Here is a 26,808-nt window from a genome sequence, read left to right on the forward strand (position 1 = left end):
CCGACGACACGCTCCCTCCCATGCCCGGTGAACATGCCTCGATGATCTGGACGGTGGCCGCGGCGGCCACCGCCGGCGTGCTGCTGCGTCCGTTCCGTCTGCCCGAAGCCTTCTGGGCCATGGCCGGCGCGCTGCTGCTCTGCGTGGCGGGCCTGCTGCCCTGGCGCGAGGCGCTGGCCGCCGTGGCGCGCGGCAACGACGTCTACCTGTTCCTGGCCGGGATGATGCTGATCTCGGAACTGGCCCGCAAGACCGGCCTGTTCGACCATGTGGCCGCGCTGGCCGTTCGCGGCGCGCGGGGCTCGGCGCGCCGGCTGTTCCTGCTGGTCTACGGCTTCGGCACGGCGGTCACGGTGTTCATGTCGAACGACGCCACCGCCGTGGTGCTGACGCCGGCGGTGCTGGCGGCCACGCGCGCCGCGCGGGTCAAGCATCCGCTGCCCTACCTCTACGCCTGCGCGTTCATCGCCAACGCGGCGAGCTTCGTGCTGCCGATCTCGAAYCCGGCCAATCTCGTGCTGTTCGGCGAGCGGATGCCGCCGCTGGCGGGCTGGCTCGCACGCTTCACACTGCCGTCCGTGGTCGCCATCGTCATGACCTTCGTCGTCCTGTACTGGACGCAGCGCCATGCGCTGGCGGAACGCATCGATTCAGACGTACCCGTGCCGCCGCTGACGCCGCAGGCATGGCTGACCACGCTCGGCATCGTCGGTACCGGGCTGGCGCTGCTGGTGGCCTCGCTGCGCGGCCAGGACCTGGGCTGGCCGAGTTGCCTCGGCGGGCTGGCCACGCTGGCCGCCGTCTGCGCCACGCGGCCCCGCCTGCTGGTGCCGGCGCTGAAAGAGGTTTCCTGGGGCGTGCTGCCGCTGGTGGCGGGGCTGTTCGTGCTGGTGGCGGGCCTGGARCGCACCGGGCTGGTCGATACGCTGGCGCACTGGGTGCGCGATCTTTCCACGATGTCCGCGCAGGGTGGCCCGGCCGGCCTGCTCGGTGCCGGGCTGGCCGGSGTGATGGTGGGCGTAATCAGCAATATCGTGAACAACCTGCCGGCGGGGCTGCTGTCGGCCTCGGCGCTGGCGGCCGGCCACGCCTCGGACACCGTGACGGCAGCGGTGCTGATCGGCGTGGATCTGGGCCCGAACCTCTCCGTTACCGGCTCGCTGGCCACGCTGCTGTGGCTGACCGCCCTACGGCGTGAGGGCCATGCCGTGGGCGCCGGCACATTCCTGAAGACTGGCGCCCTTGTCATGCCGCTGGCGCTGCTGCCGGCATTGGCCGTGCTGCGCTAGCCGGTTTGCCCACGCGGATGGGGCCGGTTGTGGCGCCCTGCCATCTGCCATATAGTGAAGCACCGCGCACCACTGCCCCAGCACCCGCTCATGCCACACAAGGATCATTCCGGGGATTCCCTCCCCGCGCCCGCCTCCACACCAGTCTCGGAACGCATCCGGGGCCGCCTGCAAGCCGCCGGCGAGCGTTTCCACGCCAACGACAACATCGCCCGCTTTATCGAGCACGGCGAGCTGGACGCGTTGCAGGCCGAAGTCGAGGCGCGCATGGAAGAGGTGCTGCGCACGCTCGTCATCGACGTGGACCAGGATCACAACACGCGCGAGACCGCGCGCCGCGTGGCCAAGATGTACCTGAAGGAGATTTTCGCGGGCCGCTACGCCAAGGCGCCGGAGGTCACCGAGTTTCCGAACGTCGAGCAGCTCAACGAACTGATGATCGTGGGCCCGATCCGCGTGCGCAGCGCGTGCTCGCACCACCTGTGCCCGATCATCGGCAGTCTCTGGGTCGGCGTGATGCCGAACCGCCATTCCAACCTGATCGGCCTGTCCAAGTACGCGCGCATGGCCGAATGGATCATGTGCCGTCCGCAGATCCAGGAGGAAGCGGTGGCGCAGATCGCCGATCTGCTCCAGGAGAAGATGAACCCCGATGGCCTGGCCATCGTCATGGAGGCCGAGCATTTCTGCATGCACTGGCGCGGCGTGCGCGACACCGACGCCAAGATGACCAACAGCGTCATGCGCGGCTCGTTCCTCAAGGACGACAAGCTGCGCCGTGAGTTCCTGACGCTGCTCAACCTGAATCGCCGCTGAGGATTTGCCGATGCTAGTCCGCCTGATCTACGCCAGCCGCGCCAGCGCGCCGATGGAACCGGCCATGCTGGACGATATTCTCGAAACCAGCCTCGCGCAGAACCTGCKCCATGGCATTACCGGGGTGCTCTGCCACGGCAACGGGGTGTTCCTGCAGGCGCTCGAAGGCGACCGCGAGGCGGTTTCGCGCCTGTACCTCAGCATTGGCCGGGACAAGCGCCACCACGACGTGGTACTGCTGCACTACGAGGAAATCGCCGAGCGGGCCTTCGCGGGCTGGTCGATGGGGCGCGTCAACGCGAGCAAGATCAACGCCGCCACGCTGCTGCGCTACTCCGCCCAGGGCGAGCTGGACCCGTGCCGGATGCCCGGCGCGTCGTCGCTGGCGCTGCTGAAGGAGTTGATCGCGGGCGCCGCCATTGTCGGCCGCGCGCCGGAACGCGGGCGGCACACRTCCTAGCGTCGGTCAGGACGCTGGCAGGCTGGCACTCCTGGGTGCCTGATCATGCACCGCCAGCGCCGTCAGACCGAGACCTGGCCGAACAGGCCGCACTCGAGATCGCTCTCGAACTCCTCGACCCATACGTTGCCGGGGCTGGCGTCGTAGACGCTTTCGGCCCCGGTGCGCTGCCTTCGCACGGTGACCTGCCGGGCCGACGTGCCATTGACGTCTGAGATCTCGAACTCTTGTGACGCAAGACCGACTTGCCGGAACACGGCCTCGACGTCTTGCCGTTCATGGGCGGGAAACTCGGAGAATGGGCGGTTTGCCATGGCACACCTCACCGTGGAAGAGCGTCGCGCCAGGATTGCGCGAGCGCCGCCACAGCATGCCACCAATCTGCCCGGCACGTGATGGCGGGCCAATGACCCCAATGGCGGTAGATGTATTCCCGGCGGGCCCTGGCGGGCGCCGCCCGGCACCGCCCCCTTCGCCAGCACCATCCCAGCCCCTTTCCAGCCCCACGCCAGACTGCGAACAGCGTCGAGTAGAAATCGATGATGCAATCAATTTTTCGCCAAATTACGATTCTCTTCGTATCGAATTTATTGCGAAAATATCTTATCTTTCCGAATCTGAAATCGCCGGCGTCAACAATCTGCAAAGGGTCGATCATCGCGTTCCACGCCGCGGCATTGCAACAACACTGTTGCAATTGTCATGGACTTCGCAGATACGTCATCGATATCGGACTGGTCCTAATTCATCGGAAATTCAAGATAGACATCATCGATATCCAGCAGGCATTTTCCTAAGCATTGCGAAAGCACTACACTTCACGCAACGCGCTGTCATTTCACTGTTTTATACCGAATGCGCTGCCAGTCAGCGAGAGGAAATCGAGGCATGTCCGGAAGAATCATTCGAGTTGCACTGGCCGATGATCACCCACTCGTGGTGGCAGCCCTGCGAGACTGCTTCCAGCGCACGCCTGGCTTTGTCATTGCGTGCGAATGCACGAATGGCAGCGAGCTGACCAGCGCCCTGAGCCACACCCCGGCGGACGTCGCCGTGACCGATTTCAGCATGGGCCACGGCGACCGCTCGCTGGACGGCTTCAACCTGCTGCGCCGGCTGGTGCGGCTGCATCCGAAGACGCCGGTCGTCGTGATCAGCGCCCAGACCAATACCGGTGTCATTCATCGCTCGATGAAACTCGGCGCGCGCGCCTTCGTGAGCAAGGAGGACGATCCGCACGAGGTGATCCGCGCGTGCATCCAGGTCACGTCCACCAGCGGCGATTTCTTTTCCCCCTCCATCCGCGCCGTGCTGGAGGCCGCGAGCACCGCCGCGCCATCCACCGAACTGACCGTGCGCGAACTGGAGATCGTGCGGCTCTACGCGCAGGGGCTGCAGCTCAACGAGATTGCCAGCAAGCTCGGCCGCTCGGTCAGCACGGTCTCGAGCCAGAAGACCGTGGCCATGCGCAAGCTCAGCATCCAGACCAACACGGACCTCATCCGGTATGCCTACGAGCACGGGTTGATCTGATCCTTCATGCAGCAGATTCTCGACCGCACGCAAGAGTCGCTCGCCCAGGCCTTCGCCTCGCTCGCGCGCAATGCCCGGCGGCAGCAGCACCTCTACTACACCACCATCGGCCTGCTGATCGCCATTGTCGTCGTCTCCGCGGTGCTGCTTGCCGTGCTGGCGGCGGCGCGGGAGATCGACTACCGTCGCGGGCATGTCGCCCAGTATGTCAGCGCAATCTCGCTGCAATTGCAGGGCGAGGCGACCTTCCTGCGGCGCACCGCCCTGACCGTGGTGAATGTGCAGCGGTACCGGCCGGCCCCCAACCCGGCGCACGCCGATGCCGACCTGCCCCGGGCGCTGCTCCAGCAGGTCCACGCCAGCGGGATTGCCTCGCCGCCCGACGGCCGCTACACCCTGCTGATTCCCCCCGAGACGCGCGCCGCCTGGGGTGCGGCGCTGCCTGATCGACTCTGGCARCTGCAGCAGGTAGCCAATGCCGCGCTGACCACCCAACAGGCGCTCGATCTCCATCACCCGGCCTATATCGTCGATGCCGACGCGGCCTACGCGATCGTCCTGTCGCCGGGCAGTACCTCGGCCACGGCCCTTGCGCTGCAACCGGGGCTTGTGACGACGTTGCGCGACAGCTTCGCCGAGGCGCTGCGGGCTTTGCCCGCCGGCCCGGCGCCGGGCACGCGAGGGGAGCCCCGCTGGATCGGCCCGACCGTCGACCCCATGCTCCAGTTGCCAGCGATGACGGCCCTCATGTCCGTTAGCGACGGGGAACGACCCGTCGCCTTCGTCGCCGCGAGCGTCCCGGTGGGCGCTTTCCTTGCCCAGTTGCAGCGGCCCAGCGACCCCGCCACCTTGATGCTGGTGAACCACGCGCAGGCGCAGATCGACGTGTCACCGCCGTCCCCGCCCGCCCCGCCGGCGGTGGTTCGGCGCATCTTGACTGACGCGCGCGATCGCTCGTCCGACGCCTTTGCCTTTACCCGCGCCGGTATGGTGCTGATCCAGCCGCTGGGTCACGGCTTCGGCGCGCTGGTCTATCTGCTCTCGTACGGCCTCCTGTTCAGCGCCGTGGCGCAGGCGCTGGGGCTGATCGGTCTGATCGGGGCGCTGCTGATCGCTGCCATTGTCGTGACGGCGCGATATTGGGATGTTCACCTGCTGCGCCGCAGCCACGCGGAAGCCGCCCGTGCGCTGGAGAGCGAGACGATCAACCATATCCTGGTCAGCGCCACGCCGATCGGGCTGTGCATCGTCCGGCTCCAGGACGACGTGGTGCTGACGTCGAATCAGGTCGCCGATTCGCTGTTGAGCCTGAACAAGGGCGGCCGGCTGCCCGCGCACGTGGTGCAGGCGCTGCGGCATGGCGCACGCCGTGACACGCCGGGCGATATCGTGTCGGTCGCGCAGGTGGTGGTACCCGCCCGGGAGCCGGACGACGCCCCCAAGCCGCACGACGAAGCACAGCAGTTCCTCCAGATCACGCACGCGCGCGCCCGGTATCAGGAGGAGGACGTGCTGTTCTGTGCGATTCAGGACGTGACGGCGCAACAGCAGATCGAGCACGAACTGCGCGCGGCACAGCAGACCTCCGAGGCGATGATGCGGGCCCGCTCGAACTTCTTCGCGTCGATGAGCCACGAGATCCGCACGCCGCTGAATGCGCTGCTCGGCAACCTCGAACTGCTGGCGCGCGACGAGGGCCTGGAAGCCCACGCGCCGCGCCTGCGCGCGCTGAACGCGGCGTCGGAGGGCTTGCGGCGCATCGTCAACGACATCCTCGATTTCTCCAAGATCGACGCCGGCGAGATGACGCTGGCCGCAGCGCCGTTCCGGCCCATCGACGAACTGGAAAGCGTGGCGCTGGCCTTCGCCCCGCTGGCGGCGGACCGGCCGATCCGCTTCCATGCCAACCTGATGCCGTCGCTCGATAYCGTGCTCGTGGGCGATCGGACCCGGCTGGCGCAGATCGCCAACAACCTGCTCAGCAACGCGTTCAAGTTCACGTCCTGCGGCAAGATCACGCTGGCCGCCGAGGTCAGCACCGATCCCCGGGGCAGGACGACGCTGGTGTGCCGCGTGCTGGATTCCGGCGTCGGCATGCCGCCCGAACTGGTCGCGCGGGTGTTCCAGCCATTCGTGCAAGGGGACGCCGGAGCGACCAGCCGCCATGGCGGGACGGGCCTCGGGCTGTCCATCTGCGCCCGGCTTTGCGAACTGATGGACGGCCGCATCGCCGTGGAGAGCGTGGAGGGCGTCGGCACGGCGTTCACCGTGGCGATTCCGCTCGAACGGGCCGCCGGCTGGGCCGCCCAGCCCCCGCCCGCGCCGGGCGGCCGCGCCATGGTCCTGTGCCARGAAGCCGAGTCCGGCGAGGCCATCGACGCCTGGCTGCAATCGGCCGGATGGCAAACCCATGTCGCGTACACCCTGGGCGGCGCGCTGGCATACCTGCGCGGGAACCGGCCCCATGTACTGGTCGCAACCGGGGACTACGGCCTGCCGGAGCTCGCGGCCCTGCGCGAGATCCGCCCTGCCGGCGTGGCGTGGCTCACGCGCAACGGTCCTGATCGTCCCGCGCGCCGTGCACCGGGCGTGCATGAGGCGATGGTTTACAGCCACAGCGCGATCTTCGCAGCCATCGAGGCGGCGCTGGGCGATTCCGGCGAGGATGAGGGCGACGCCGACAATGCAGAGGACGAAGCCTCGGCAGCCCTCGCCAACGATGACAACCCCGCCCCGGGCCGGACGATCCTGGTCGTGGAGGACAACGCGCTGAACCAGACGCTGGTCGCCGAACAGTTGCAGACGCTGGGCTGGCATCCGGTGGTGGTGGGCGACGGGCGTCAGGCGCTGGCGATGCTGGAGCAGATGTCCGCCGAGCCCGACCTCGTGCTGACCGACATCCACATGCCGGTGATGGATGGCTACGCGCTGCTCGAGTCCCTGCGGCGCACGCGGCCCGCCCTGCCCGTGCTCGCCTTCAGCGCCGTGACCCAGACCGGACAGGCCGTGGATTGGGATACGCTGGGCTTCGCTGGCCATATCGGCAAACCTGCCTCGCTGCGGGAGATGGAACAGGTGCTGCGGACGTTCGCGATGCCGCTCCCCTCGGCACCGGCCGCGCCACCGGCCCCGCCCGTGCTGCCGCCCGCCGACATCTCGCGCTACCAGTCGCTGCTGCGCGAACACCTGCAGACCGATCTGCCCGACCTCACCCGGATCATCGCCGCGCACGACCCCGCCGGGTTGCGGCACTGGGCGCACCGGTCGGCGGGCGCGTTCCAGATCGTCCAGGCCCACGATATCGTGGGCGTGTGCCGAAACGTCGAACACCTGTGCGAGGCCGCTGCCACGTGGACGCCCGAGGTGGCTGGCCTCGCCGACCAGCTCCATACCGTGGTGCAGCACTATGCCGAGGGCGACACCGCGCCGCAGGTCTGAGGCCACCCGCGCCTACCACAAAAGCGCGATTTGCGGGGACGGCGGCACCGGACGATAATGGCGCGGCCGCGCCGGTCCGGTTCCCCCGGGGCCGGGGCGCGGCACGAATACGCCAGTCGCCCCCCTTTCATGCCGCCCGATCAAGGTCTTCCCCAGCCCCAGCGCACCTGGGCCATCCTCACGGTTTTCTGCGGCCTGATCATGGCCGTGCTGGACGGCTCCATCGCCAATATCGCGCTGCCGTCCATCTCGCGGGCGCTCGATTCCGATCCCGCCCGGACCATCTGGGTCGTCAACGCCTACCAGCTCACGGTCACCGTCTGCCTGCTGCCGCTGTCGTCGCTGGGCGACATCCTCGGCTACAAGCGCGTGTACCGGGTCGGGCTGGCCACCTTCCTGGTCGGCTCGGTGCTCTGCGCACTGGCCACCAACCTGCCGATGCTGGTGGCGGCGCGGGTGCTGCAGGGCATTGGCGGCGCCGGCATCATGAGTGTGAACACCGCGCTGGTACGGTTCATCTACCCGCCGACCAAGCTCGGGCGCGGTATCGGGCTCAACGCGCTGGTCGTGGGGGTGACGATTGCGGTGGGCCCGTCGCTCGGCGCGCTGATCCTCGCCGTGGGCAGCTGGCCATGGCTGTTCGCCGTGAATATTCCCGTGGCGTTCGCCGCGCTGGCGATCTCGCGTACCGCGCTGCCGGAGACGCCCGCCCAGCCGCGCGAATTCGACTACCCCAGCGCCGTGCTGTCAGCCATCGTGTTCGGGATGTTTGTGCTGGGCGTGGACGCGCTCGGGCATGCCCCGCTGCGGCTGGCCGGCGCGGCGGGCCTGGTCGCGGCGATCGGGCTCGGCTGGCTGCTGGTGCGGCGCCAGCGCGGGCGCCTCGCGCCGCTCGTGCCGGTGGACCTGTTCGCCAGCCGGGCCTTCACGCTGGCGGTGGGCACGTCGTTCTGCTCGTTCATGACCCAGATGCTGGCGTTTGTGTCGCTGCCGTTCTATCTGGAATACCAGCTTGCACGCAGTCTCCAGGAGACCGGACTGCTGATCACGCCCTGGCCGCTGATGGTGGCCGCGATGGCGCTGGTATCGGGACGCCTCTCCGAGCGGTATCCGGCGTCGATCCTGGCCGGTGCCGGCCTGATCTGCCTGTCCGGCGGCCTGATCGGACTGGCCCTGYTCGGCAAGGATGCCTCCAGCCTCGACATCGCCTGGCGCACGGCGCTCTGCGGCATCGGCTTCGGGTTCTTCCAGTCGCCGAACAATCGCGCGATGATCACCGCCACGCCGCCCGAGCGCAGCGGCGGCGCGAGCGGCGCGCAAGCTACAACGCGACTGCTGGGACAGACCACCGGCACGGCCGTGGTGGCGCTGCTGTTCGGGCTCGATCCGACCGGCGCCGCGCGCGGCGCGCTGTGCGTGGCCGCGGCAGTCGCCGCCATCGGCGCCGCCATCAGCCTGAGCCGCCTGCGCAGCCAGGACGACGCGCGACCCGCGGTTGCCCGCCCGGAACCGCCGGAACCCGACGCGTAGGCGATAGCCTAGGGCCCCCGGCCGCCCTCACGATGGCGCGCCTGACCGTCAGGTTGATGGCGGGTCGGGCTGTCATCGTGCCGAAGGTCGGGCAGCATGATCTTGCCGTGCCCGCCGGCATCCTGCACGCGGTTGTGGTCGCCACGGATGCAGATCATCGTGCAGCCGGAGAGCGCCAGGAGGCATGCCGCGCACGCCCACCGGCTCCATCCCACCCACCACCTCCGCCGCCGCCGCAGTCTGGCCATGGCGCCTCGCCCCACATCAGGTAGCCCGAAACAAAAAACCGGGTGGGCGTCATCCTGCCGATGACCCGCCACCCGGAACCGCTACCGGGTCTTCACCCGGCCGTCTTCCCGGTTTGTCAGACCGGTCCCATGTCGTACCAGACCTTGGCGTCGCCCTCCGCATGGGTGGTCGTCACGTCAGGATCGCCCGGCTCCTGATCGGCGCCCGCCCACCACTTGGCCTTGTACTGATGCAGCCCCTGGCCCTGGTAGTTGTTGGTCACGATGGCATCGCCCGGATAGCCCTCGGGACGCCACGTGCCCTCGTCGCCGCTACTGCCGCCGGCCAGCACCAGGAGTTCCACGGTATCCGAGTCCCGGTCGCCGCTGCCGCCCGCGCCAGTCACCGTCACCGTCACCTGGATGGTGGTGTCGCGGTCGACGATCGGCGCGTTCCCGGTCACGGAGATCGTGTCGGCGCCATCGAACGACAGGCCGTTCGCGTCCCACGCATACAGCAGCGGCGCGGGGCCGGTCGAGTCGACGGCCGACAGCGAAATCGGCGCGCCCGCCTCCACCTGCAAGCGACCCGTGATCTTGGCCACCACCCCGCCGGACGGCGTCTCGCCAGGCACCACGGAGAGGAAGATCGCGCTCTGGTCGGTCTGCGTGCCATCGTTCACGGTCAGCTTGACCCAGTAGTCGGTCTGCTCGTCCACCGACGGTGCCGTACCCTCCACCAGCTCCTCGGTACTCCCGGAGAACGGCAGGCCCGGCGCGTCCCAGAGGTAGGTCAGCGGATCGTTGTCGGGATCGAACGACGCTTCCCCGGAGAGCGCGAAGGGCGTGCCGGCCTCCAGCACCACCGAAATGCGCGACGTGGGCGGCGCCGCGGTGCGCGCCTTGACCTTCAGCGTCTGTGTCGCCGTGCTGGTGCGGTTGCTCCCGTCACGCACGGTCAGCGTGATGGTGTACGAACGGGCCACGGTGGGCAGCAGGCCACCCACCGTCGACGTGGTCTTGTCGTCGATGAAGGTCAGGCCCGGCGCGCTCCAGCTGTACGTCAGGTCAGAGCCCACCGAACGCAGCGCCGTGAATTCCACGTCGTCGCCCTCGAACGCCTCCGTGGGGCCGTCGATCACCGCTACCGGCGCCCTGCCGCCGTCCTGCACGTTGATACCGGAGAAGTAGAACGGGTCCATGTCGACGACGCGCGTCTGCACGGGTGCGCCCAACCCCTCACGCGCGGCGTTGACCAGCACGCCGCTGTCCATGTCGATGGTCCACGTGAACAGGCCGCCGAGGTTGTGCTTGCGCACGTACTCGCCCTTGGCGTACACCGAGCGCGGGGTATCGACGGASAGGAACAGGCCGCTCTCCGGGCTGTACAGATAGTCCGCGTCGGCCACCTCGTCCGTATAGACGTTGAAGCCGTTGATGCCGGTCTGGTGCTCCAGGTCGAGGTAGTTGTAGAGCAGGTCGAAGAATTCCGTGGTGCCCGACTCGAACGTGCCGGTGGTGGTGCCGGAGCCCGGGTTGTACGTACCCTGCAGCGGCGACCAGCTGTCGATCACGGCGTTGCGCCCGCTACGGCTGTAGGCGGCGAAGCCAATGTTGATATTGGTCGACGGCACGCCCTGTCCGAGCAGGTACTTCACGGCACGGTCAATGCTGTGGCCTTCGGGGTCCGCCGGATCGACATCGAACAAGTTCGAATGATGGGCGAGCTTGGGCGCCCACGGCGTGCCGAAGTAATCGTAGGTCATCAGGTTGATGCCTTCCACGCCCGACGCGATCATCCCCTTGATATCGGACGTCAGCAGCGTCGACATGGACGCGCCCGCGGCAATGCTGACCCGGATGCTTGGCAGGCGCTGCTTGAGTTCGCGCACCAGCGTCTGGAAGTTGCCAGCGTCCTCGGGGCCGTGCGGATTGCCGGCGCCCGCGTTGCCCGGATACTCCCAGTCCAGGTCGATCTCGGTGAACATCGGAAAACGCTGGACGATGAACGCCAGGCTGTCGATCAGCGTCTTGCGCTGGCTCGGATTCGCCGCCACTGCGTGGAACGCCTCGCTCATCGTCCAGCCGCCCAGACTGAGCGACAACTTCAGGTTGGGGTTCTTGTCCTTCAGCTTTTTCAGGCCGCCGAGCACGCCCTGGGCCTTGCTCTGGATGAAGAGATCCTGGTAGTCATTGCTGACCCAGCTGGTGAACCCCACGTTCAGGAACGACGCCACATCGCCCCAGGGATCAACGAAGGTGGCTTCGTGCAGYTTCTTGCCGAAGTCCACGGCGGCGTTGTCGATCACGTACTGCTTCTCGCCCTTGTCGCCGACGATGCCGGCGAAGCCGATGATGATCTTGTCGTAGGCGGCCGCGTTCACCAGCATCATGTCCAGGCCGCGCCCGGCCGATGCATTGTTGAAGTTGCCCTCGAGGCGACCGTCGTACTGCGACCAATCCGTGAAATACCCAAACACCTTCCTGCCTTGGGGCACGGCCCCGTAGGTGTTGTAGACACGCTTGACCACGCGCGTCGCCGTGTACGAATAGTCCTCGGTCTCCGTGGCCGGATCGAACTTGTTTTGCTGGTAAGTGCGCTCCGTGGCACCTACCGATTGCGGCTTGGCGGGATCGCCAGGGTCGCCGTTGTACACCAGCGCACTGCCGGCGCGCCCGCCCTTCAATGCTTGCCTGCGGCCCTTGAAGCGCGACAGCGGCGTTTTCGGCGGCGCCTGCTCATCGGGAGCCCCATTCCGATATCCCGTGGATGCGAATCCTGTCCGCCCTTGCTGGCCCGGGGTGCTGTTGTCCGATACTTTTGCCATGACTATCTGTCCTTGCAGAATTGGATGAATGCCGCCGGTTCCCTTCGCGTTGACAAAACCCTCGCCAGGCGGCCATGCCATCTTTCTCTCGGGCCAGACTTAATGACATGGAATGGGGATGGAATATTCTGTGTCAGGATTAATCGCAGGCTATAAAAAAAATCGATGCGAAGAATCATGTTTCTACGCCAAAAAAATGGATGACGTGGATTTCCGGGAATCCATCCGGTTATGCACTGGCAGTTTTGAGTGTGCGGACGCACAAGGATGCCGGACCCGAATGGGTTATGATCGTCGCCATAAGCGGGAACGCGCGATGTTAGAGAGTTCGCGCGCGGCGCTGGGTTACGCCGCGTGGACAACGTGAATTCCTGAAAAGAATGACGACAACCATTGCGCGTCCGGCCGCATTGTTTCAACCCCGTGTGATATTGCGCGTGCCCGGTGCGATGGCGTCACCCGCTCGGGGCACATCGCCGCGAAAATATCTTCCATGGGAGCCGGTGAATCGCGCCCGTACGCTTGTCGTCCATCGCAGACGACATGAGGGTTGCGAAATGATCCGTAATGGCGATTCGGTATTTTTTGACTGGGACAATGACCGCGTGATTCGCGGCGGCGTGGAGACAACGATAACCGGCCAGCAAAAGCGATTGCTGCGGTTATTGGTAGAGGAAAAACCAGCGGTTAAGCCGAAGGATTATTTACTGAATGGCGTCTGGGGCAAGCGTGCCGAACTGGTGGACGAGCTTTACCTCGTGCAACTGGTCTACCGGCTGCGCAAGGCACTGAGCGCCGTCGGTCTGGACGGGCACATCGTGACCGTGCCGCGCGAGGGCTACCGTTTCATCCCGGTGCCGAACACCGTGCTGGCGCCCGATCCCGCCGGCCAGGCCCGTGCGGAACTCGAACAGGCGCGCGGCCTGGCGCATGTGCTGGCCCGGCTGGGCATGCCGCCCGCCACCCAGCCCTTGCCGGCCACGGAGGACGACCTCCATGTCGATGAGACACAGGGCGTCATTTCCTACGGCGGGGTGGTCGCCAAGGTCACGCGCTTTGAGTTACGCCTGCTGGCCGCCTTGATCGAGCACCGCGACACCGTGATGTCGCGGCAGCAGATTATCGAGGCGGTGTGGGGCGCCGAGGCGATGGTCGATGAGAATTGCCTCACGCAGCTGGTGTCGCGGTTGCGGCGGGCGTTGCACCCGCTCGGCCTCGACAACTGCGTGGCGGCGGTGCCCAAGGTGGGCTACCGCTTCCGCCAGCAGGGGTATGGCGGGGCGCGCCCGCCCGCCATGTAGCGCCGCGCCTTACTCCGCCTTGGCGCCCGAGTCCTTCACCACCTTGGCCCATTTGGCGATTTCGCTACGCTGGTACGTGGCCAGCGCCTCGGGCGTKCCGAGCACGGGATCGAGCCCCAGCGTCTTCAGCTTGGCCTGCACGTCGGGCAGCTTGAAGATGCGGTTCAGCTCGGTGTTGAGCTTGGCCACCACGTCCTTGGGCGTGTTGGCTGGCGCGAAGACGGCGAACCAGGACTCGGCCTCGTAGCCGGGCAGGCCCTGCTCGGCAATGGTGGGGATGTCCGGCGCGGACGGCGAGCGCTTGGCGCTGGTCACGCCGAGCGCGCGCAGCTTGCCCTCCTTCACCACCGGCAGCGCCGAGGGCAGGTTGTCAAACATCATGGGAATGTGTCCGCCCAGCAGGTCCGGGATGGCCATCGCCCGGCCCTTGTACGGCACGTGGGTGATCTTGACTTGCGCCATCGTGTTGAACAGTTCCCCGGCCACGTGCAGTGACGTGCCGACACCGGGCGTGCCGAACTGCAGCGCGCCGGGCTTGGACTTGGCCAGCGCAATCAGCTCCTGCACGTTCTTGGCCGGCACGGACGGATTGACCACCAGCACATTGGGCGTGGACGCCAGCAGGATCACCGGCGCGAAGTCCTTGACCATGTCGTACGGCATCTTGCTGTACAGCGCGCCGTTGATCGAGTGCGTGCCGACAGTGCCGAGCGCCAGCGTGTAGCCGTCCGGCGCCGCATGGGCCACGGCCTCGCCGCCGATGTTGCCGCCCGCGCCGGGCTTGTTGTCCACCACCACGGGCTGGCCCCACGACGGGGAGATCTTCTCGGAAAAAATCCGCGCGAGGATGTCCGGCGCGCCACCGCTCGGAAATCCCACCACCATGCGGATCGGCTTGTTCGGATAGTTCTGGGCCTGGGCCTGGGCCGCCCCCGGCACCGCGGAGAACGCCGCCGTCACTGCCACGCCCGCCATCGTGGCCATGGCGGCCATAAAGCGGCGGCGCGGGTATACACGTACTCGCATGAAGTTGTCTCCTGATTGTCTTGTCTTTTTTTGGGATGGGCGGCGATCTTCTGCCGCCTGTCATCTTATACGGCGATATTTCCGAATTCCTTAGACACCTGGTCGTGCAGGCGGCGCATGCCGCGCAGCCAGCGGTCGTAATCCTGGCCCTTGCGGCGGTAGTACTCGAGCACCTCCGGGTGCGGCAAAATCAGGAAACTCTCATTGGCCACGCCTTCGAGCGTCTTCTCGGCAACATGCTCCGGCGTGACGGAACCTGCCTGCAGGAAGCCCTTGCGCTCGCCGCCCTCGCCAAACAGCATTTTGGTCTGCACGCCCTGCGGGCAGATGCAGCTGACCCGGATGCCCTGCTCTCCATAGGTAATCGACAGCCATTCCGCAAAGCCGATGGCCGCGTGCTTGGTCACCGCATAGGGCGCCGAGCCGATCTGCGACAGCAAACCCGCCGCCGACACCGTGTTGACGAAGTAGCCCTCGCCGCGCTCGAGCATCTGCGGCAGTACCGCCTTGGCCGCGTGGATATGGGCCATGACGTTGATCTCCCAGATGCGCTGCCATTCGGCGTCAGTGGCGTCCAGCCCCTTGCGCAGGATGATGCCGGCGTTCGAGCAGAAGATGTCTACCTGACCAAAGCGCTCCGTGGCCGTATCGACAAGCCCCTGCACGGCGGCCGCATCGGCCACATCCACGCGCTGGGCGAAGATCTGGCAGTCGGGCGCCGCCGCCGCGGCCTCGGCGGCCACCTGGGCAGCGCCGGCGTGGTCGATGTCCGCCACGGCCACGCCGCGCGCGCCGGCCTGTGCGAACGCCAGCACCAGCGCCCGGCCGATGCCCGTGCCGCCGCCCGTCACGATGACGGTCTTGTTACGAATCTCCATGCTTGTCTCCTCTTGGTGTTCGAATGTTCGAGCGTTCGCGTGTTCGGTCGTCAGGCCGCCTGCCAGAGCCGTGCGGCCAGCGTATCGGCCAGTTCGCGGATGCGCGGGCCGAGATTGGTTTCGAGAATTTCGGGCGAAAGACGCGTGGACGCCCCGCCGATATTGATCGACAGTACCTCCGCGCCATCCTGCAGGCGCACCGGCGCGGCCACGCCGCTGACCGTGCGGTCCCACTCCGCATGGGCCAGGCAGAAGCCGCGCCGCGCGTGGTCGCGCAAGGCGCGATCCAGCTTGGCGCGCAGACCCGGCCAGCGCGGGCCGTGGTGCCGCTCCAGTTCCGCCAGCACCGCCGTGCGGCGTGCCGGGGCCAGCCCGGCCAGCCACGCACGCCCGATGGCGGACGTGGCCATGGGCAGCCGCGAGCCCGGCGTCAGGCGCATAACCAGCGCGCCGCGCGGCTGGCAGACTTCCAGGTACAGCATGTCGTGGCGGTCCGGGGCCGCCAGCGCCACGGTGCAGTCGGTCGCGAAGGCCAGCGACTGCATCAGCGGCTGGGCAATGTCACGGATGCCTGCGCCGGAAAGGTAACGCTGTCCGGGCAGCATCGCGCCCTGCCCGATGCGGTACTTCTCCTGTCCCTCCACATAGACCAGATAGCCGAGACTCGCCAGCGTGTAGGTCAGCCGCGACACCGTGGGGCGCGGAATGCCGGTCCGGCGCGACAGCTCCGCATTGCCGAGGAAATCGTCATTCGGGCCGAACGCGCGCAGCAGCTCCAGCCCGCGCGCCAGCGCCGTCACGAAATTGCGGTCCTCGCCGTCAGCGGGATGGGCCGCGTCGCCGGACAGGAGTCCGGCATCGGCCGGTTGCGGAATCGAGGTGGTGCGCTTCATGGCAGATTCATAACAGTTTCCGCGCGGCGGCACGCCCGCTATGCAGCGAAAACATGTGACCCGGAAACGGCGCTTATGACAACCRGACAGTCAACGCGACGTGTCTTATAGATAGCTTTTAGCTGAGTGATTACGCKTTCMAGACCCCTCACCCCTTCAAATTAGCCAGCAACTGTTCGGCCAGGAAATCGCATGGCGGGCGGGCGGAGCCGGCGCTTCGGGCGAGGATCACTTCGAGCGGCGGCAGTTCCGGCAGCCCTTCCGCCGCCCCGAGGGCATCTAGCTGCGCCGGGATGCTGCAACGGGCGAGCGGGGCGACGGCCAGGCCGGCGTCGACCATGCTGATCAGGCCAAGCAGGCTCGGGCTCTCGTAGGACATGCGAAACGGGATRCCGGCCTGCTGCAGCGCGTGGATGGCGCTGGCGCGCCCCGCGCTGCCCTGCGGAAAGACGGCGATCGGCAATGGCCGCTCCTTCCAGATCTGGGTTGCCCCTCGCGCGGCCACCCAGTCCATCGGCTCATATCGGAGGAACTCGCCGCTCACGCCACGCGACCTGGTCATGCAGGCGAGGTCGAGCGTGTTGTCCTTCAGGAGGGGAACCARCGCGTGGCTGGGCATGCCGATGACGCGGATCTCCACGCGCGGATGGGCGGCTGCGAACTTGCGCAGGACGGAAGGCAGCAGGGACGACGCGTAGTCGTCCGGCACGCCAATCGTCACGCGGCCGCGAATCTCCGGCCGCACCACCGCCGACCAGGCCTCCTCGCGCAGGGCCAGCATCTGCCGGCCGTAGTCGGTGAGCATCCGGCCGTCGTCGGTCAGCGCGACGTTGCGGGTATTCCGCACGAACAGCGGCTTGCCCAGGACATCCTCGATCGCCTTGATCTGCATGCTGACGGCCGAGGGCGAGCGGTGCAGCGCCTCCGCCGCGCGAGCGAAGGAGCCCGCATCCGCCACGGCAACGATCATTTCCAGCACATCGAGGTCGAGCTTGCGCATGCGATTCAGATAATCTGATGAATCGCTTCAGTATATTCCGTTTTACTTAGGGATCGGTCCCCCCGACACTGTCTTCATCTCTCGGACGGTGGCAGACATGAAAGCAATGGTGGATTTCCTGGTGGTGGGCGGGCTGCTCGCCGTGACCCCGGGGCCGAACATGGTCTATGTGATGGCGCGCTCGRTTTCGCAAGGCACCCGGGCGGGCCTGATCTCGCTGGCGGGCGTCATGCTCGGTTATCTCTCGTACATGTTCGGCGCGGCCTTTGGCATCAGCGCGCTGTTCCTGGCGATACCCGGCGCCGCGCGCCTGCTGACGCTGTTCGGCAGCGGCTATTTGCTCTACATGGCGTGGCRGATCCTGCGCCCCGGCGGCCGTTCCCCGCTCCAGGTGGCGCAGGCGGATGCGCAGCCGACACGCAGGCTGCTGGCGATGGGGGCCGTGACCAGCCTGCTCAACCCCAAGCTCGCCCTGGTCTTCATCTCCGTGCTGCCGCAATTCATCGACTACCAGGCCGGCGACGTGCTGAGGCAATCGCTCACGCTGGGATTGGCGCTCACGGCCGCCTTTGCCTCGGTGAATGCCTGCGTGGCGATTGCTTCGGGAAGTGCGGCCACGGCGATGGCCGGCCGTCCGGGCCTGCTCACCGCCCAGCGCTGGATCGTTGGCGTGTTGCTGGTTGGCCTGGGCGTGAAGCTGGGCGTCCAGGCCTGGTAGGCAGCCGCACTCAGCCCCTCATTCGAAATCCGACATCTCGTACAGCGGCCGGATTTCGATCTCGCTCGGCCCTGGCATGGGGTTGGGGCAGCGTTTCACCCAGGCGACGGCTTCGTCCATGTCCTTGACTTCCCAGAGCCAGAAGCCGGCCACCAGTTCACGGGTCTGGGCGAACGGTCCGTCGATGACCGTACGACCGGCACCATCGAACGCCACACGCCTGCCCTGCGACGAGGGCTTGAGGCCATCGGCCGCGCGCAGGATGCCGGCCTTTGCCAGCTCCTCGTTGAACCTGTGCATCGCCTCGAACATCTCGGTTTTGGGCAGGTCGCCCCTTTCGCTGTCTTCGGTCGCTTTCACCAACACCATGACACGCATCGTCTGTCTCCTTGTCTTTCGATTTCACGGCGCCACGGCCTGCCCGTGGCGCAGCCCATCTTCAGCCCGTGGCCGTGGTCTTCGTCGCTGCGCGCCGCGCAGGCGTCCTGGATGACGATGACCTGATAGTCCCGGTCATGCGCGTCGCGCGCGGTGGACTCCACCGACGTTGCGCAGCAGGTCTTGCGAACGCGCATGGGCTGCGGTGCCGCCGCCGGCAAGCTTGCCTTGGGCATCCACAATGTCATTGATCAGGTCGAGCACGAGCAAGGCGGTTCTCATGATGGCTCCCGTGCTCAGTCGTCGCTCTTGTACCGGGCGTCAAGCTCGTCGTAGAGCGGCTTCCTGACCAGGCGCTGGCGCTCGCTGAACGGTGCCACGATCGCGGGGTCCTCGTTCATCTGGCCGTTCGACTGCAACTGGCCCAGTGCCTGCTGCATGCCGCGTACCGCGCCCTGCAGCGCCGCGTTCGCGTAGAGGACCAGCCCGTAGCCGAGCCGCTGAAGCGCGTCTCGATCCTGAACGGGCGTCTTGCCGCCGATGACGATATTGATCAGCAACGGAATCTGGAAGAGTCCGGGCAGGCGCTCGATGTCGGGCAAGTCTTCAATCGCCTCGAGAAACAGGATATCGGCGCCCGCCTCCGCAAAGCGGTGCCCCCGGTCGATGGCGTCCTCGATGCCGTGCACCGCCGCAGCGTCCGTACGGGCGATGATCTGGAACGCGTCATCCTGCCGGGCGTCGGCCGCCGCGCGGATCTTGGCGACCATCTCGCTCGTGCTGACGACGTGCTTGCCCGCGAAATGCCCGCATTTCTTGGGCATCACCTGATCCTCGAGCTGGATCGCATCCGCCCCGGCGCGCTCGAGCGTACGCACCGCGTGCTGAACATTCAGTGCGTTGCCAAACCCTGTATCGGCATCGACGATCATCGGCAACGCCACGGCATCCCGGATGCGCGCGGTATGTTCGGCGATGTCGCTCAGGCCGATGAAGCCAAGGTCAGGCAGGCCGAATGACATGTTGGTGACGCCCGCGCCGGTCAGGTAGACCGCCTGGAAGCCCAGGTCCTCGATCACGCGCGCACTCATGGCGTTGAACGCGCCGGGCACCAGCAGCGCCTGTTTCGCCGCCACCTGTTTTCGGAATGCCTGTCGGCGGGAGGATGAAAGGGAGGTCATGGTGTCTCCGGTAGTGAGGTTCGATCGCCAGCCGGCAGATAGCGCTGCGACCACGCTTCAATCAGGTTCGCCGCGTAGGCCGCCGACGCCCGGTCCTGCAACAGATGATCGGCGCCATCGAGCGACACATAGCTCTTCGGCTGCGCCGCCGCGGTGAAGATATCGAGACCGTTCTGCACGCCCACGGTAATCGCATCACGGTATCACCGTTGGCGTTCAAGTCCCCGACGAATGCCAGTAAATGCCCTCCCCGCCACCTGCCTCCACCCCCAAAAAGTGACATTCATTTGAAATGTCTTTACTTTCAAACGGTCGCTTCGTATGGATTTGGTCACATCATTGACATATCAAGAAGACAGACTCCACGTCTCGCCCACCGGCACCCCACCTGAGTAGGGTGATCCTTGTCCATCAAGACATTGGCAGACAAAGGCGGCGTGGAATCCGTACGGAATGCGGGCGATTGCGACCCGATCCGTCACCTGAACTTCTCTGACCTAGAACCCATGACAACCACAAAACCTGTTCATTCGCGCATATACAGGCCGGTGCTCGGTGCCGGTGCACTGTGTCTGGCCCTGCTGTTGAGCGCCTGCGGCGGCGACGACAACAACACCCCGCCGCCCGCCCCGGGTGGCGGCGACGGTGGCAACGGCGGCCCCGGCACCACGCCCGCTGCCTGCACCACGGCGCACTGCGCGCCCGCTCCCTGACCGCTAACCCCGCGCCGCCCGCGCCCTCCCCATCCAACCGACACCGACCCGGCATGACATTCAACCCGTCCAAGCGCAGCTTCCTGCGCAACACGCTCGGCACCGCGGCTGCGGCTGCCACGCTCGCATCGTTCCCGCCCAGCATCCGCCGCGCCCTGGCCATCGAGGCGAACAACGCCACTGGCACGATCCAGGACGTCAAGCACGTGGTGCTGCTGATGCTCGAGAACCGCTCCTTCGACAGCTATTTCGGCACGTTCAAGGGCGTGCGCGGCTACGGCGACCGCTTCGCGATCCCTCTGGCGAACGGCAAGAACGCGTTCTTCCAGACCGACGCCACGAACAACACGATCACGCCCTATCGGCTTGACGCCACGCTGGGCAACGCGCAGCGCGCGGGCAGCACCCCGCATACCTGGCCCGATGGGCAGGCGGCGTGGGACCACGGGCGCATGAATCGCTGGCCCGTGGCCAAGAACCGGCTGTCGATGTCGTACTACGACACCGCCGAGGTGCCGTTCCAGCGCGCGCTGGCCGATGCGTTCACGCTGTGCGACGCCTACCACTGCTCGATGCACACCGGCACGATCCCGAACCGCCTGTTCTACTGGACCGGCACGAACGGCCCGAGCGGCGCCAACGTGGCGGCCATGGTCAACGAGTTCAATGGCGGCAATGACGTGGGACCGTCGACCCAGGGCTGGACGTGGAAGACCTACGCCGACCGCCTGGTGGATGCGGGGGTGAGCTGGAAGGTGTATCAGAGCCTGGCCGACAACTACGGCTGCAACGAGATGATGAGCTTCCAGCACTGGCGCACGGCGATGGAGTCGATGCCGGTGGCACGGCGCCCGGTGGCGCTGCCCGGCACCTCGCCCGCCTACGATCCGACGATCGACGACGCGCTGAGCCCGCTCGCCAAGGGCTTTGGCAACACCATGCCCGACGGCCTGCTCCAGTCCTTCCGTGACGACGTGCAGAACGGCACGCTGCCGGAAATCTCGTGGATCATCCCGCCGTCGCTCTATAGCGAACACCCGGGGCCGTCGAGCCCGGCGCAGGGCGGCTGGTACGTGCAGCAGGTGCTGGACGCGCTGACCGCCAACCCCGAGGTCTTCAGCAAGACCGTGCTGCTGATCAACTACGACGAGAACGACGGCTTCTTCGACCACCTGCCGCCGCCCTCGGCCCCGTCGCGCAATGCCGATGCCACGCTCGCCGGCGGCAGCACGCTCAGCGATGCCGACATGGCCTTCGAGTATCACAACTACGCGCCCGCCACGACGAACCAGTCGGCCAGCGATGGCAAGCCTTACGGTCCGGGCCCGCGCGTGCCGATGTGGATCGTCTCGCCGTGGAGCCGCGGTGGTTTCGTCAACTCGCAGGTCTTCGACCATACGTCCACGCTGCTCTTCCTGGAAAAACGCTTCGGCGTGAAGGAGCCGCAGATCGGCGCCTATCGCCGCGCCGTGTGCGGTGACCTGACCTCGGCCTTCAACTTCGTCAGCCCGAACAAGGACGCCCTGCCGACGCTGGCGGGCCGCAGCACCAAGGTCACGGTCGACAACCTTGCGCTGACGCAAAAGGCTTCGGTCGCGATTCCCGTGCCGGCCACGCCCGTGTTGCCGCCGCAGGTGGCCGGCACGCGTCCCTCGCGCGCGCTGCCGTACGAGCTGCACACCACGTCCCGCATCGACGCCGGCGCCAAGACCGTCACGCTGATGTTCTCGAACACCGGAACGGCTGGCACGGTCTTCCACGTCTACGACAAGCTGCACCTCGACGCCATTCCGCGCCGCTACGTGGTGGAGGCGGGCAAGAGTCTGGACGGCCTGTGGAACGTGGCGGCCGACAACGGCAAGTACGATCTGTGGGTGCTGGGCCCGAACGGCTATCACCGCGAATTCGTGGGCGACCTGAACGAGCAGTCGGCTGCCGGCGGCACGGAAATCCAGGTCTGCTACGAACCGTGCGATCCGCCCGTGCTGCAGGTCAAGCTGTACAACCGCAGCGACAAGGCCTGCACGTTCAGCGCGAGCGCCAAGGCCTATCGCACGGACGGCCCGTGGGGCCAGAAGGTCGAGGCCGGCAAGGTGGGCGAGCTGACCTGGACGCTCGGTGACAGCGGCAACTGGTACGACTTCGAGATCAGTTGCGATCTGGCACCGTCGCTCCGCCGCCGTATCGCGGGCCGTATCGAGACCGGCAAGGATACGGTGAGCGATCCGGCCATGGCTCAGCTGTCGTAACCTGCCTTGGCTTGACCCGTCCGCCTTCTACGGCTGGCGGGTCATGCGCCACGGCGGCCTGGGCCCCAGCGCGTTGCGCAGCATCTCGACGAATCGTTGCGTGCGCATGGACGACTGGCGCGACTGCGGCACCAGCGCCATCACATCCGCATCGGGCAGCCGGTACGCTGGCAGCAGCGCCACCAGCCGCCCGGCGGCCAGTTCATCGGCCACATCCCATTCCGACCGCGCCATGATGCCCTTGCCGGTCAGGCACCAGTGATGAACCACGTCGCCATCATTGCTCTCCATCGTGGGACGCACCCGTACGGTCAGTTCCCGTGATCGCGCTGGGCGATGGTTCCTGTCGCCGTCGCCGTCGTCTTCGGCAAAGCGCCACAGCGTCACATCCTCGTCGTTCTCCCTGAGCACCAGGCAGGCGTGCCGTTCAAGGTCCGCCGGCGTCTCCAACGGCGGGGCCTTGGCGAGGTATTCGGGCGCGGCGCACAGGATGCGACGGTTCGGGGCAAGGCGATGCGCAATCCAGCGCGAATCCGGGATCGTGCCGATGCTGACCAGCACGTCGAAGGCATCGCGGCCATGCACGGGTTGGCGCGGCASCATCAGGTTGTCCGACAGGTACAACTGCACCTCGAGATTAGGATGGGTGCTGTGAAACTGCGCCAACAGCGGTCCGAGGTAGCGGCGCCCGAAGCCAAACGGCCCGTGGACCTTCAGCTTGCCCGCCACAACCTGACTACGCTGCTGTAGCGCCTCTTCGATCACCTGCATCTGCTCCAGAACGCCAGTGGCGTGCTGCGCCAGGAGGTGTCCTTCGTGCGTCAGTTGCAGGCGCCGCGTGGTCCGCTGGGCCAGCCGGATCCCCAGGCGCGCCTCCAACTGGCTCAGCCGCTTGGTCACGGCCGGCGGCGTGACATTCTCTTCCCGGGCCAGGGCGGCCAGGCTCCCCAGACGGTCCAGCGCCAGGATGAACCGCAGATCCTCGATGTCCAGCTTCATTATTAACCTGTAGGTGAATGAAGCCATTCTATGGCATTAACCACCTGAGGGTCCGGCCCCTCTACACTGCAAGGCTCGAACCTCCAGCGCGTGCTGGCACTCGCATAACGGATTCCCATGAACTTGCAAGCACTTGAAACGCCGGTCCTCGTGCTGGACCGGCTGAAGATGGAGCGCAATATCGCGCGGCTGCGAGACCGCCTTGCGCCCTTCGGCGTCACGCTGCGACCACACGCCAAGACCAACAAGTCCGCCGACGTCGCGTCTCGCATCGGCGCACCGGGCACGCCCATCACCGTGTCAACGTTGAAGGAAGCAGGCTACTTCCTCGACCACGGCTGGCGCGACATCCTGTACGCAGTGGGCATCGTGCCGTCCAAGCTGCCCCATGTCGAAGACCTTCTGCGACGCGGCGCCGCGCTGACGCTGTTGCTGGACAACGTCGAGGCCGCCCACGCACTCGCCRACTGGTGTCGCGAACGCGCCCTGAACGTGCCGGTGTTGATCGAGATCGATACCGACGGGCACCGCTCGGGCGTCAAGCCGGCGGACCCGGCATTGCTCGATATCGCCGCCGCACTGGGCAAGGACGAAGGCACGGGCGCCTGGCTCGCGGGCGTGCTCACCCATGCGGGCGATTCCTACAATTGCCGTTCGGCCGAGGCCATCGAAGCCGTCGCCGAGCAGGAGCGCGCCGGCGCGGTCCAGGCGGCGGAACGGCTGCGCGCCGCCGGTTACCGGACGCCGGTGGTGAGCGTCGGCAGCACGCCTACCGCGCATTTCGCCCGCTCGCTCGAAGGTGTGACGGAGGTCCGGGCCGGCGTGTTCGTGTTCTTCGATCTGGTGATGCASGGCATCGGGGTCTGCAACGTGGATGACATCGCCCTGTCGGTGTTGTGCACGGTGATCGGCCACCAGCGCGAGAAAGGCTGGCTGATCACGGACGCGGGATGGATGGCGATGTCGCGCGACCGTGGCACCGCGAAGCAGCCGATCGACCAGGGCTACGGGCTGGTGTGCGATATCGACGGCAAGCCGCTGCCGGATCTGGTGATGGTCGATGCCAACCAGGAGCATGGCATCGTCAGCCATCGCACGGATCCGTCCGCCACGCCGATGCTGYCGGTCGGCACGCTGTTGCGCGTGCTGCCCAATCACGCGTGCGCCACTGGGGCGCAGCATGGCGCCTACACGGTCGTCGCGGGCAGCACTGTGGTGGAAGCGCAATGGCCTCGTTTCGGGGGATGGTGAGCACGGTTTTGCGATAGCATGGCGCCGGTAACCAGGATCAGAAACACAAGGAGACCCGCGCTTGCCCGAAGCCCTCCCCGCCAGCCCCGCCGGCGAGATTCCCACCTTCGAGACATCGGATTTCGCGGGCGATGGGTCGTTCTACTTCGACCTCGTACGGCTGCAGGACCGCGACGACATCCCGCGCGGCTTCCTGCATCGGCACAACTACTATCACCTGCTCTGGATGACCCGGGCGAGCGGCACGCACATGCTCGACTTCGCGCATTTCGACGTGCGCGACCACTCGGTGTTCTTCCTCTCGCCCGGGCAGGTGCATGCCTGGACGTCATCCGTGAAGCCGCACGGCTACGTGCTGAACTTCAGCACTGACTTCTTCGCCCGGATGTTTCCGCGCGCCGACGACGCCGCGAAATTCCCGTTCTACCACCCCACGCGCGCCCAGAGCGCGCTCTATCTCACGCCGGACCAGCATGACGGCCTGCTGCCATTGCTCGACGAGATGGAGCAGGAGGCGCGGAATCGCCAGCCCGGCTTCCCGGACGTGGTGCAGGCCTGCCTGCTGATCCTGCTCACGCGCCTGCGCCGCCTGTGCCCCGAGAACGAGCCCGCCGGCGGCGTTGGCCCGCATCAGGCCCTCACGCGCCGCTTCACGATGCTGGTGGARACCCACTACCTGCGCTTCGGCACGATCGGCCAGTACGCCGAGGCGCTCTGCGTGAGCGAGCGCCAGCTCAACGAGGCAGTCAAGCGCACCCTGGCGCGCACCGCCAGCCAGGTGGTACAGGAACGCGTGGTACTGGAAGCCAAGCGCTGGCTCAGCAACACCGAAACCGGCATCGCCGAGATCGCGTTCCGGCTCAATATCGAGGATCCGGCCTACTTCGCGCGCTTCTTCAAGAAGCAGACCGGCCTCACGCCGGGCGATTTCCGCAGGAAGCACTGCCGTCCGCTCGACTAACGCGCGAAAAAGTCCAACTCAACGTCTGATCCGTCCTAACACTGCCGCCACGCGCGTGCGTACAGTGCTCCTCATGGTGCATCCATAAGCACCAAAAAGTACCAAAAGCACAGGAGACAGACATGTACCGAGTCATCGCCCCGTTGCGGGGCCTTGCCGTGGCCGCCGTATTGGCCGTTATCCCCTTCAGCGCGATGGCGGAATACCCCGATCATCCCCTGCGCATCATCGTGCCGTTCGCCGCTGGCGGCGCCACCGACGTGATCGCGCGCACCGTGGCGCAGGCCATGTCGGCCCGGCTCGGGCAGTCGGTCGTGGTGGAGAACAAGGCCGGCGCCAATGGCAATATCGGCGCCGTCTCGGCCGCACGCGCGGACGCCGACGGCTACACGCTGCTGATGGCCACGTCGAGCCATGCCATCAACGCATCGCTCTACCAGAAGCTCAACTACAGTCTCACGCGGGATTTCGTAGGGTTGTCGAACCTGGCGTCCGTCCCCCTGCTGCTGGTGGTGAATCCGACCGTACCGGTCAATTCGGCGGCCGAACTCGCCGCCTACGCCAAGTCCAACGCCGGCCGTGTCAATTACGCGTCGGGCGGCACCGGCACCGCCTCCCATCTGGCCGGCGAGCAGTTCAGCACGCTGGCTGGTACGAAGATGACGCACGTGGCCTACAAGGGCGGGGCGCAGGCGCTCAATGACGTGATGGGTGGCCAGGTGCAGGTCATGTTCGCCAACCTGCCCGAAGTCCTCGCGCAAGTGCAGAGCGGCAAGCTCAAGGCACTGGCGGTGACGGGCAACAAGCGCCACGCCGCCCTGCCCGACGTGCCCGCCTTCTCCGAAACGCCGTTCCAGGGCATGACCGCGCGCTCGTGGTTCGGCCTGTTCGCACCGGCCGGCACGCCGAAAGCTGCCGTCGAGAAGCTCTCGCAGGCCATCGTCCAGAGCGTGGCCGACCCCGCCGTCAAGGATCGGCTGAAAGGGCTGGGCGCCGACCCGGTCGGGGACGATCAACCCGCATTTCAGAAATACGTGAATCAGGAAGTGGCGCGCTGGGCCGTGCTGGTCAAGCAGTCCGGCGCCACCGTCGATTGACGCCACGCATCGCCATCGCCATCGCTATCGCTATCCCTGGAG

At 66.7% G+C, this 26,808-nt stretch carries 24 protein-coding genes and 1 pseudogene; 13 read left to right on the plus strand and 12 right to left on the minus strand.

Going from position 1 to position 26,808, the window contains the following annotated elements; all coding sequences use genetic code 11:
- The first annotated feature begins 20 nt into the window (after positions 1-20).
- The 3 genes from AB4Z27_RS00790 to AB4Z27_RS00800 all read left to right on the plus strand — a co-directional run bounded on the left by AB4Z27_RS00790 (position 21) and on the right by AB4Z27_RS00800 (position 2,565).
- A complete protein-coding gene (locus tag AB4Z27_RS00790) occupies positions 21-1,289 on the plus strand; it encodes an arsenic transporter (protein WP_092294574.1) in 1,269 nt (422 codons plus the stop codon).
- A 90-nt stretch (positions 1,290-1,379) separates the two neighbouring features.
- A complete protein-coding gene (gene folE, locus AB4Z27_RS00795; protein WP_092294572.1) occupies positions 1,380-2,105 on the plus strand; it encodes a GTP cyclohydrolase I in 726 nt (241 codons plus the stop codon).
- Between the two features lie 10 nt (positions 2,106-2,115).
- On the plus strand, positions 2,116-2,565 hold the full coding sequence (locus AB4Z27_RS00800; RefSeq protein WP_441643765.1) for a BLUF domain-containing protein: 450 nt from the start codon (positions 2,116-2,118) through the stop codon (positions 2,563-2,565).
- Between the two features lie 62 nt (positions 2,566-2,627).
- Here the strand turns inward: AB4Z27_RS00800 and AB4Z27_RS00805 are convergent, their stop codons facing one another.
- Positions 2,628-2,879: a hypothetical protein gene (locus tag AB4Z27_RS00805; protein ID WP_092294568.1), complete on the minus strand. Its 252-nt coding sequence runs from the start codon at positions 2,877-2,879 to the stop codon at positions 2,628-2,630.
- 574 nt (positions 2,880-3,453) lie between these two features.
- Between AB4Z27_RS00805 and AB4Z27_RS00810 the strand changes: the two genes are divergently transcribed.
- The 3 genes from AB4Z27_RS00810 to AB4Z27_RS00820 all read left to right on the plus strand — a co-directional run bounded on the left by AB4Z27_RS00810 (position 3,454) and on the right by AB4Z27_RS00820 (position 9,066).
- Entirely contained in the window at positions 3,454-4,098 is a 645-nt protein-coding gene (locus tag AB4Z27_RS00810) for a response regulator transcription factor (protein ID WP_092294566.1), read from the plus strand.
- A 6-nt stretch (positions 4,099-4,104) separates the two neighbouring features.
- Entirely contained in the window at positions 4,105-7,536 is a 3,432-nt protein-coding gene (locus AB4Z27_RS00815) for an ATP-binding protein (RefSeq protein WP_441643766.1), read from the plus strand.
- 129 nt (positions 7,537-7,665) lie between these two features.
- Complete coding sequence (locus AB4Z27_RS00820) at positions 7,666-9,066, plus strand: MFS transporter (protein ID WP_441643767.1); 1,401 nt, start codon at positions 7,666-7,668, stop codon at positions 9,064-9,066.
- A 364-nt stretch (positions 9,067-9,430) separates the two neighbouring features.
- Here AB4Z27_RS00820 and AB4Z27_RS00825 read toward each other — a convergent pair whose 3' ends face one another.
- On the minus strand, positions 9,431-12,121 hold the full coding sequence (locus AB4Z27_RS00825) for a glycoside hydrolase family 18 protein (RefSeq protein ID WP_092294560.1): 2,691 nt from the start codon (positions 12,119-12,121) through the stop codon (positions 9,431-9,433).
- Positions 12,122-12,678: 557 nt separating this feature from the next.
- On the opposite strand from AB4Z27_RS00825, the gene AB4Z27_RS00830 reads away from it, so the two are divergent.
- The gene (locus tag AB4Z27_RS00830) at positions 12,679-13,422 is read left to right on the plus strand and encodes a winged helix-turn-helix domain-containing protein (protein ID WP_177219913.1); all 744 of its coding nucleotides are present in this window, start codon (positions 12,679-12,681) and stop codon (positions 13,420-13,422) included.
- 9 nt (positions 13,423-13,431) lie between these two features.
- Here the strand turns inward: AB4Z27_RS00830 and AB4Z27_RS00835 are convergent, their stop codons facing one another.
- The 4 genes from AB4Z27_RS00835 to AB4Z27_RS00850 form a co-directional block, all read right to left on the minus strand.
- Complete coding sequence (locus AB4Z27_RS00835; RefSeq protein WP_369823434.1) at positions 13,432-14,406, minus strand: Bug family tripartite tricarboxylate transporter substrate binding protein; 975 nt, start codon at positions 14,404-14,406, stop codon at positions 13,432-13,434.
- A 107-nt stretch (positions 14,407-14,513) separates the two neighbouring features.
- A complete protein-coding gene (locus AB4Z27_RS00840; RefSeq protein WP_092294554.1) occupies positions 14,514-15,326 on the minus strand; it encodes an SDR family oxidoreductase in 813 nt (270 codons plus the stop codon).
- Positions 15,327-15,376: 50 nt separating this feature from the next.
- Positions 15,377-16,219: an IclR family transcriptional regulator gene (locus tag AB4Z27_RS00845; protein ID WP_092294552.1), complete on the minus strand. Its 843-nt coding sequence runs from the start codon at positions 16,217-16,219 to the stop codon at positions 15,377-15,379.
- A 148-nt stretch (positions 16,220-16,367) separates the two neighbouring features.
- Positions 16,368-17,219 (minus strand): LysR substrate-binding domain-containing protein, encoded by an 852-nt coding sequence (locus AB4Z27_RS00850; RefSeq protein WP_092294550.1) that lies wholly within the window; start codon positions 17,217-17,219, stop codon positions 16,368-16,370.
- A 97-nt stretch (positions 17,220-17,316) separates the two neighbouring features.
- Between AB4Z27_RS00850 and AB4Z27_RS00855 the strand changes: the two genes are divergently transcribed.
- Positions 17,317-17,937, plus strand: coding sequence for a LysE family translocator (locus AB4Z27_RS00855; RefSeq protein ID WP_441643768.1), 621 nt, complete (start codon positions 17,317-17,319; stop codon positions 17,935-17,937).
- Between the two features lie 24 nt (positions 17,938-17,961).
- Here AB4Z27_RS00855 and AB4Z27_RS00860 read toward each other — a convergent pair.
- The 5 genes and pseudogenes from AB4Z27_RS00860 to AB4Z27_RS00880 all read right to left on the minus strand — a co-directional run.
- Positions 17,962-18,315: pseudogene (locus AB4Z27_RS00860) on the minus strand (YciI family protein); the annotation flags it as partial.
- On the minus strand, positions 18,294-18,512 hold the full coding sequence (locus tag AB4Z27_RS00865) for an isochorismatase family protein (RefSeq protein WP_255370833.1): 219 nt from the start codon (positions 18,510-18,512) through the stop codon (positions 18,294-18,296). The pseudogene AB4Z27_RS00860 and the gene AB4Z27_RS00865, both read right to left, overlap by 22 nt.
- On the minus strand, positions 18,451-18,597 hold the full coding sequence (locus AB4Z27_RS00870) for a hypothetical protein (protein WP_441592851.1): 147 nt from the start codon (positions 18,595-18,597) through the stop codon (positions 18,451-18,453). Before AB4Z27_RS00870 ends, AB4Z27_RS00865 begins: the two co-directional genes overlap by 62 nt.
- 14 nt (positions 18,598-18,611) lie before the next feature.
- Positions 18,612-19,496 (minus strand): isocitrate lyase/PEP mutase family protein, encoded by an 885-nt coding sequence (locus AB4Z27_RS00875; protein ID WP_092294542.1) that lies wholly within the window; start codon positions 19,494-19,496, stop codon positions 18,612-18,614.
- The gene (locus tag AB4Z27_RS00880) at positions 19,493-19,681 is read right to left on the minus strand and encodes a hypothetical protein (protein WP_177219911.1); all 189 of its coding nucleotides are present in this window, start codon (positions 19,679-19,681) and stop codon (positions 19,493-19,495) included. Before AB4Z27_RS00880 ends, AB4Z27_RS00875 begins: the two co-directional genes overlap by 4 nt.
- 219 nt (positions 19,682-19,900) lie before the next feature.
- Between AB4Z27_RS00880 and AB4Z27_RS00885 the strand changes: the two genes are divergently transcribed.
- Together AB4Z27_RS00885 and AB4Z27_RS00890 are read left to right on the plus strand one after the other, a co-directional pair.
- The gene (locus AB4Z27_RS00885) at positions 19,901-20,209 is read left to right on the plus strand and encodes a hypothetical protein (protein WP_441592831.1); all 309 of its coding nucleotides are present in this window, start codon (positions 19,901-19,903) and stop codon (positions 20,207-20,209) included.
- Positions 20,210-20,262: 53 nt separating this feature from the next.
- A complete protein-coding gene (locus tag AB4Z27_RS00890) occupies positions 20,263-22,458 on the plus strand; it encodes a phosphocholine-specific phospholipase C (RefSeq protein WP_441592832.1) in 2,196 nt (731 codons plus the stop codon).
- A 27-nt stretch (positions 22,459-22,485) separates the two neighbouring features.
- Here AB4Z27_RS00890 and AB4Z27_RS00895 read toward each other — a convergent pair whose 3' ends face one another.
- A complete protein-coding gene (locus tag AB4Z27_RS00895; protein WP_441643769.1) occupies positions 22,486-23,484 on the minus strand; it encodes a LysR family transcriptional regulator in 999 nt (332 codons plus the stop codon).
- A 90-nt stretch (positions 23,485-23,574) separates the two neighbouring features.
- Here AB4Z27_RS00895 and AB4Z27_RS00900 point away from each other — a divergent pair, with 90 nt between their 5' ends.
- The 3 genes from AB4Z27_RS00900 (at position 23,575) to AB4Z27_RS00910 (ending at position 26,766) form a co-directional block, all read left to right on the plus strand.
- On the plus strand, positions 23,575-24,708 hold the full coding sequence (locus AB4Z27_RS00900; RefSeq protein WP_441643770.1) for an alanine racemase: 1,134 nt from the start codon (positions 23,575-23,577) through the stop codon (positions 24,706-24,708).
- A gap of 61 nt (positions 24,709-24,769) precedes the next feature.
- Positions 24,770-25,669 carry a helix-turn-helix domain-containing protein gene (locus AB4Z27_RS00905; RefSeq protein WP_441643771.1) on the plus strand — a complete coding sequence of 300 codons (900 nt, stop codon included), beginning with the start codon at positions 24,770-24,772 and terminating at the stop codon, positions 25,667-25,669.
- A gap of 122 nt (positions 25,670-25,791) precedes the next feature.
- Complete coding sequence (locus AB4Z27_RS00910) at positions 25,792-26,766, plus strand: Bug family tripartite tricarboxylate transporter substrate binding protein (RefSeq protein WP_092294532.1); 975 nt, start codon at positions 25,792-25,794, stop codon at positions 26,764-26,766.
- Positions 26,767-26,808: the final 42 nt, after the last annotated feature.

The sequence above is a fragment of the Cupriavidus sp. KB_39 genome (assembly GCF_052114485.1).
Taxonomy (GTDB): domain Bacteria; phylum Pseudomonadota; class Gammaproteobacteria; order Burkholderiales; family Burkholderiaceae; genus Cupriavidus.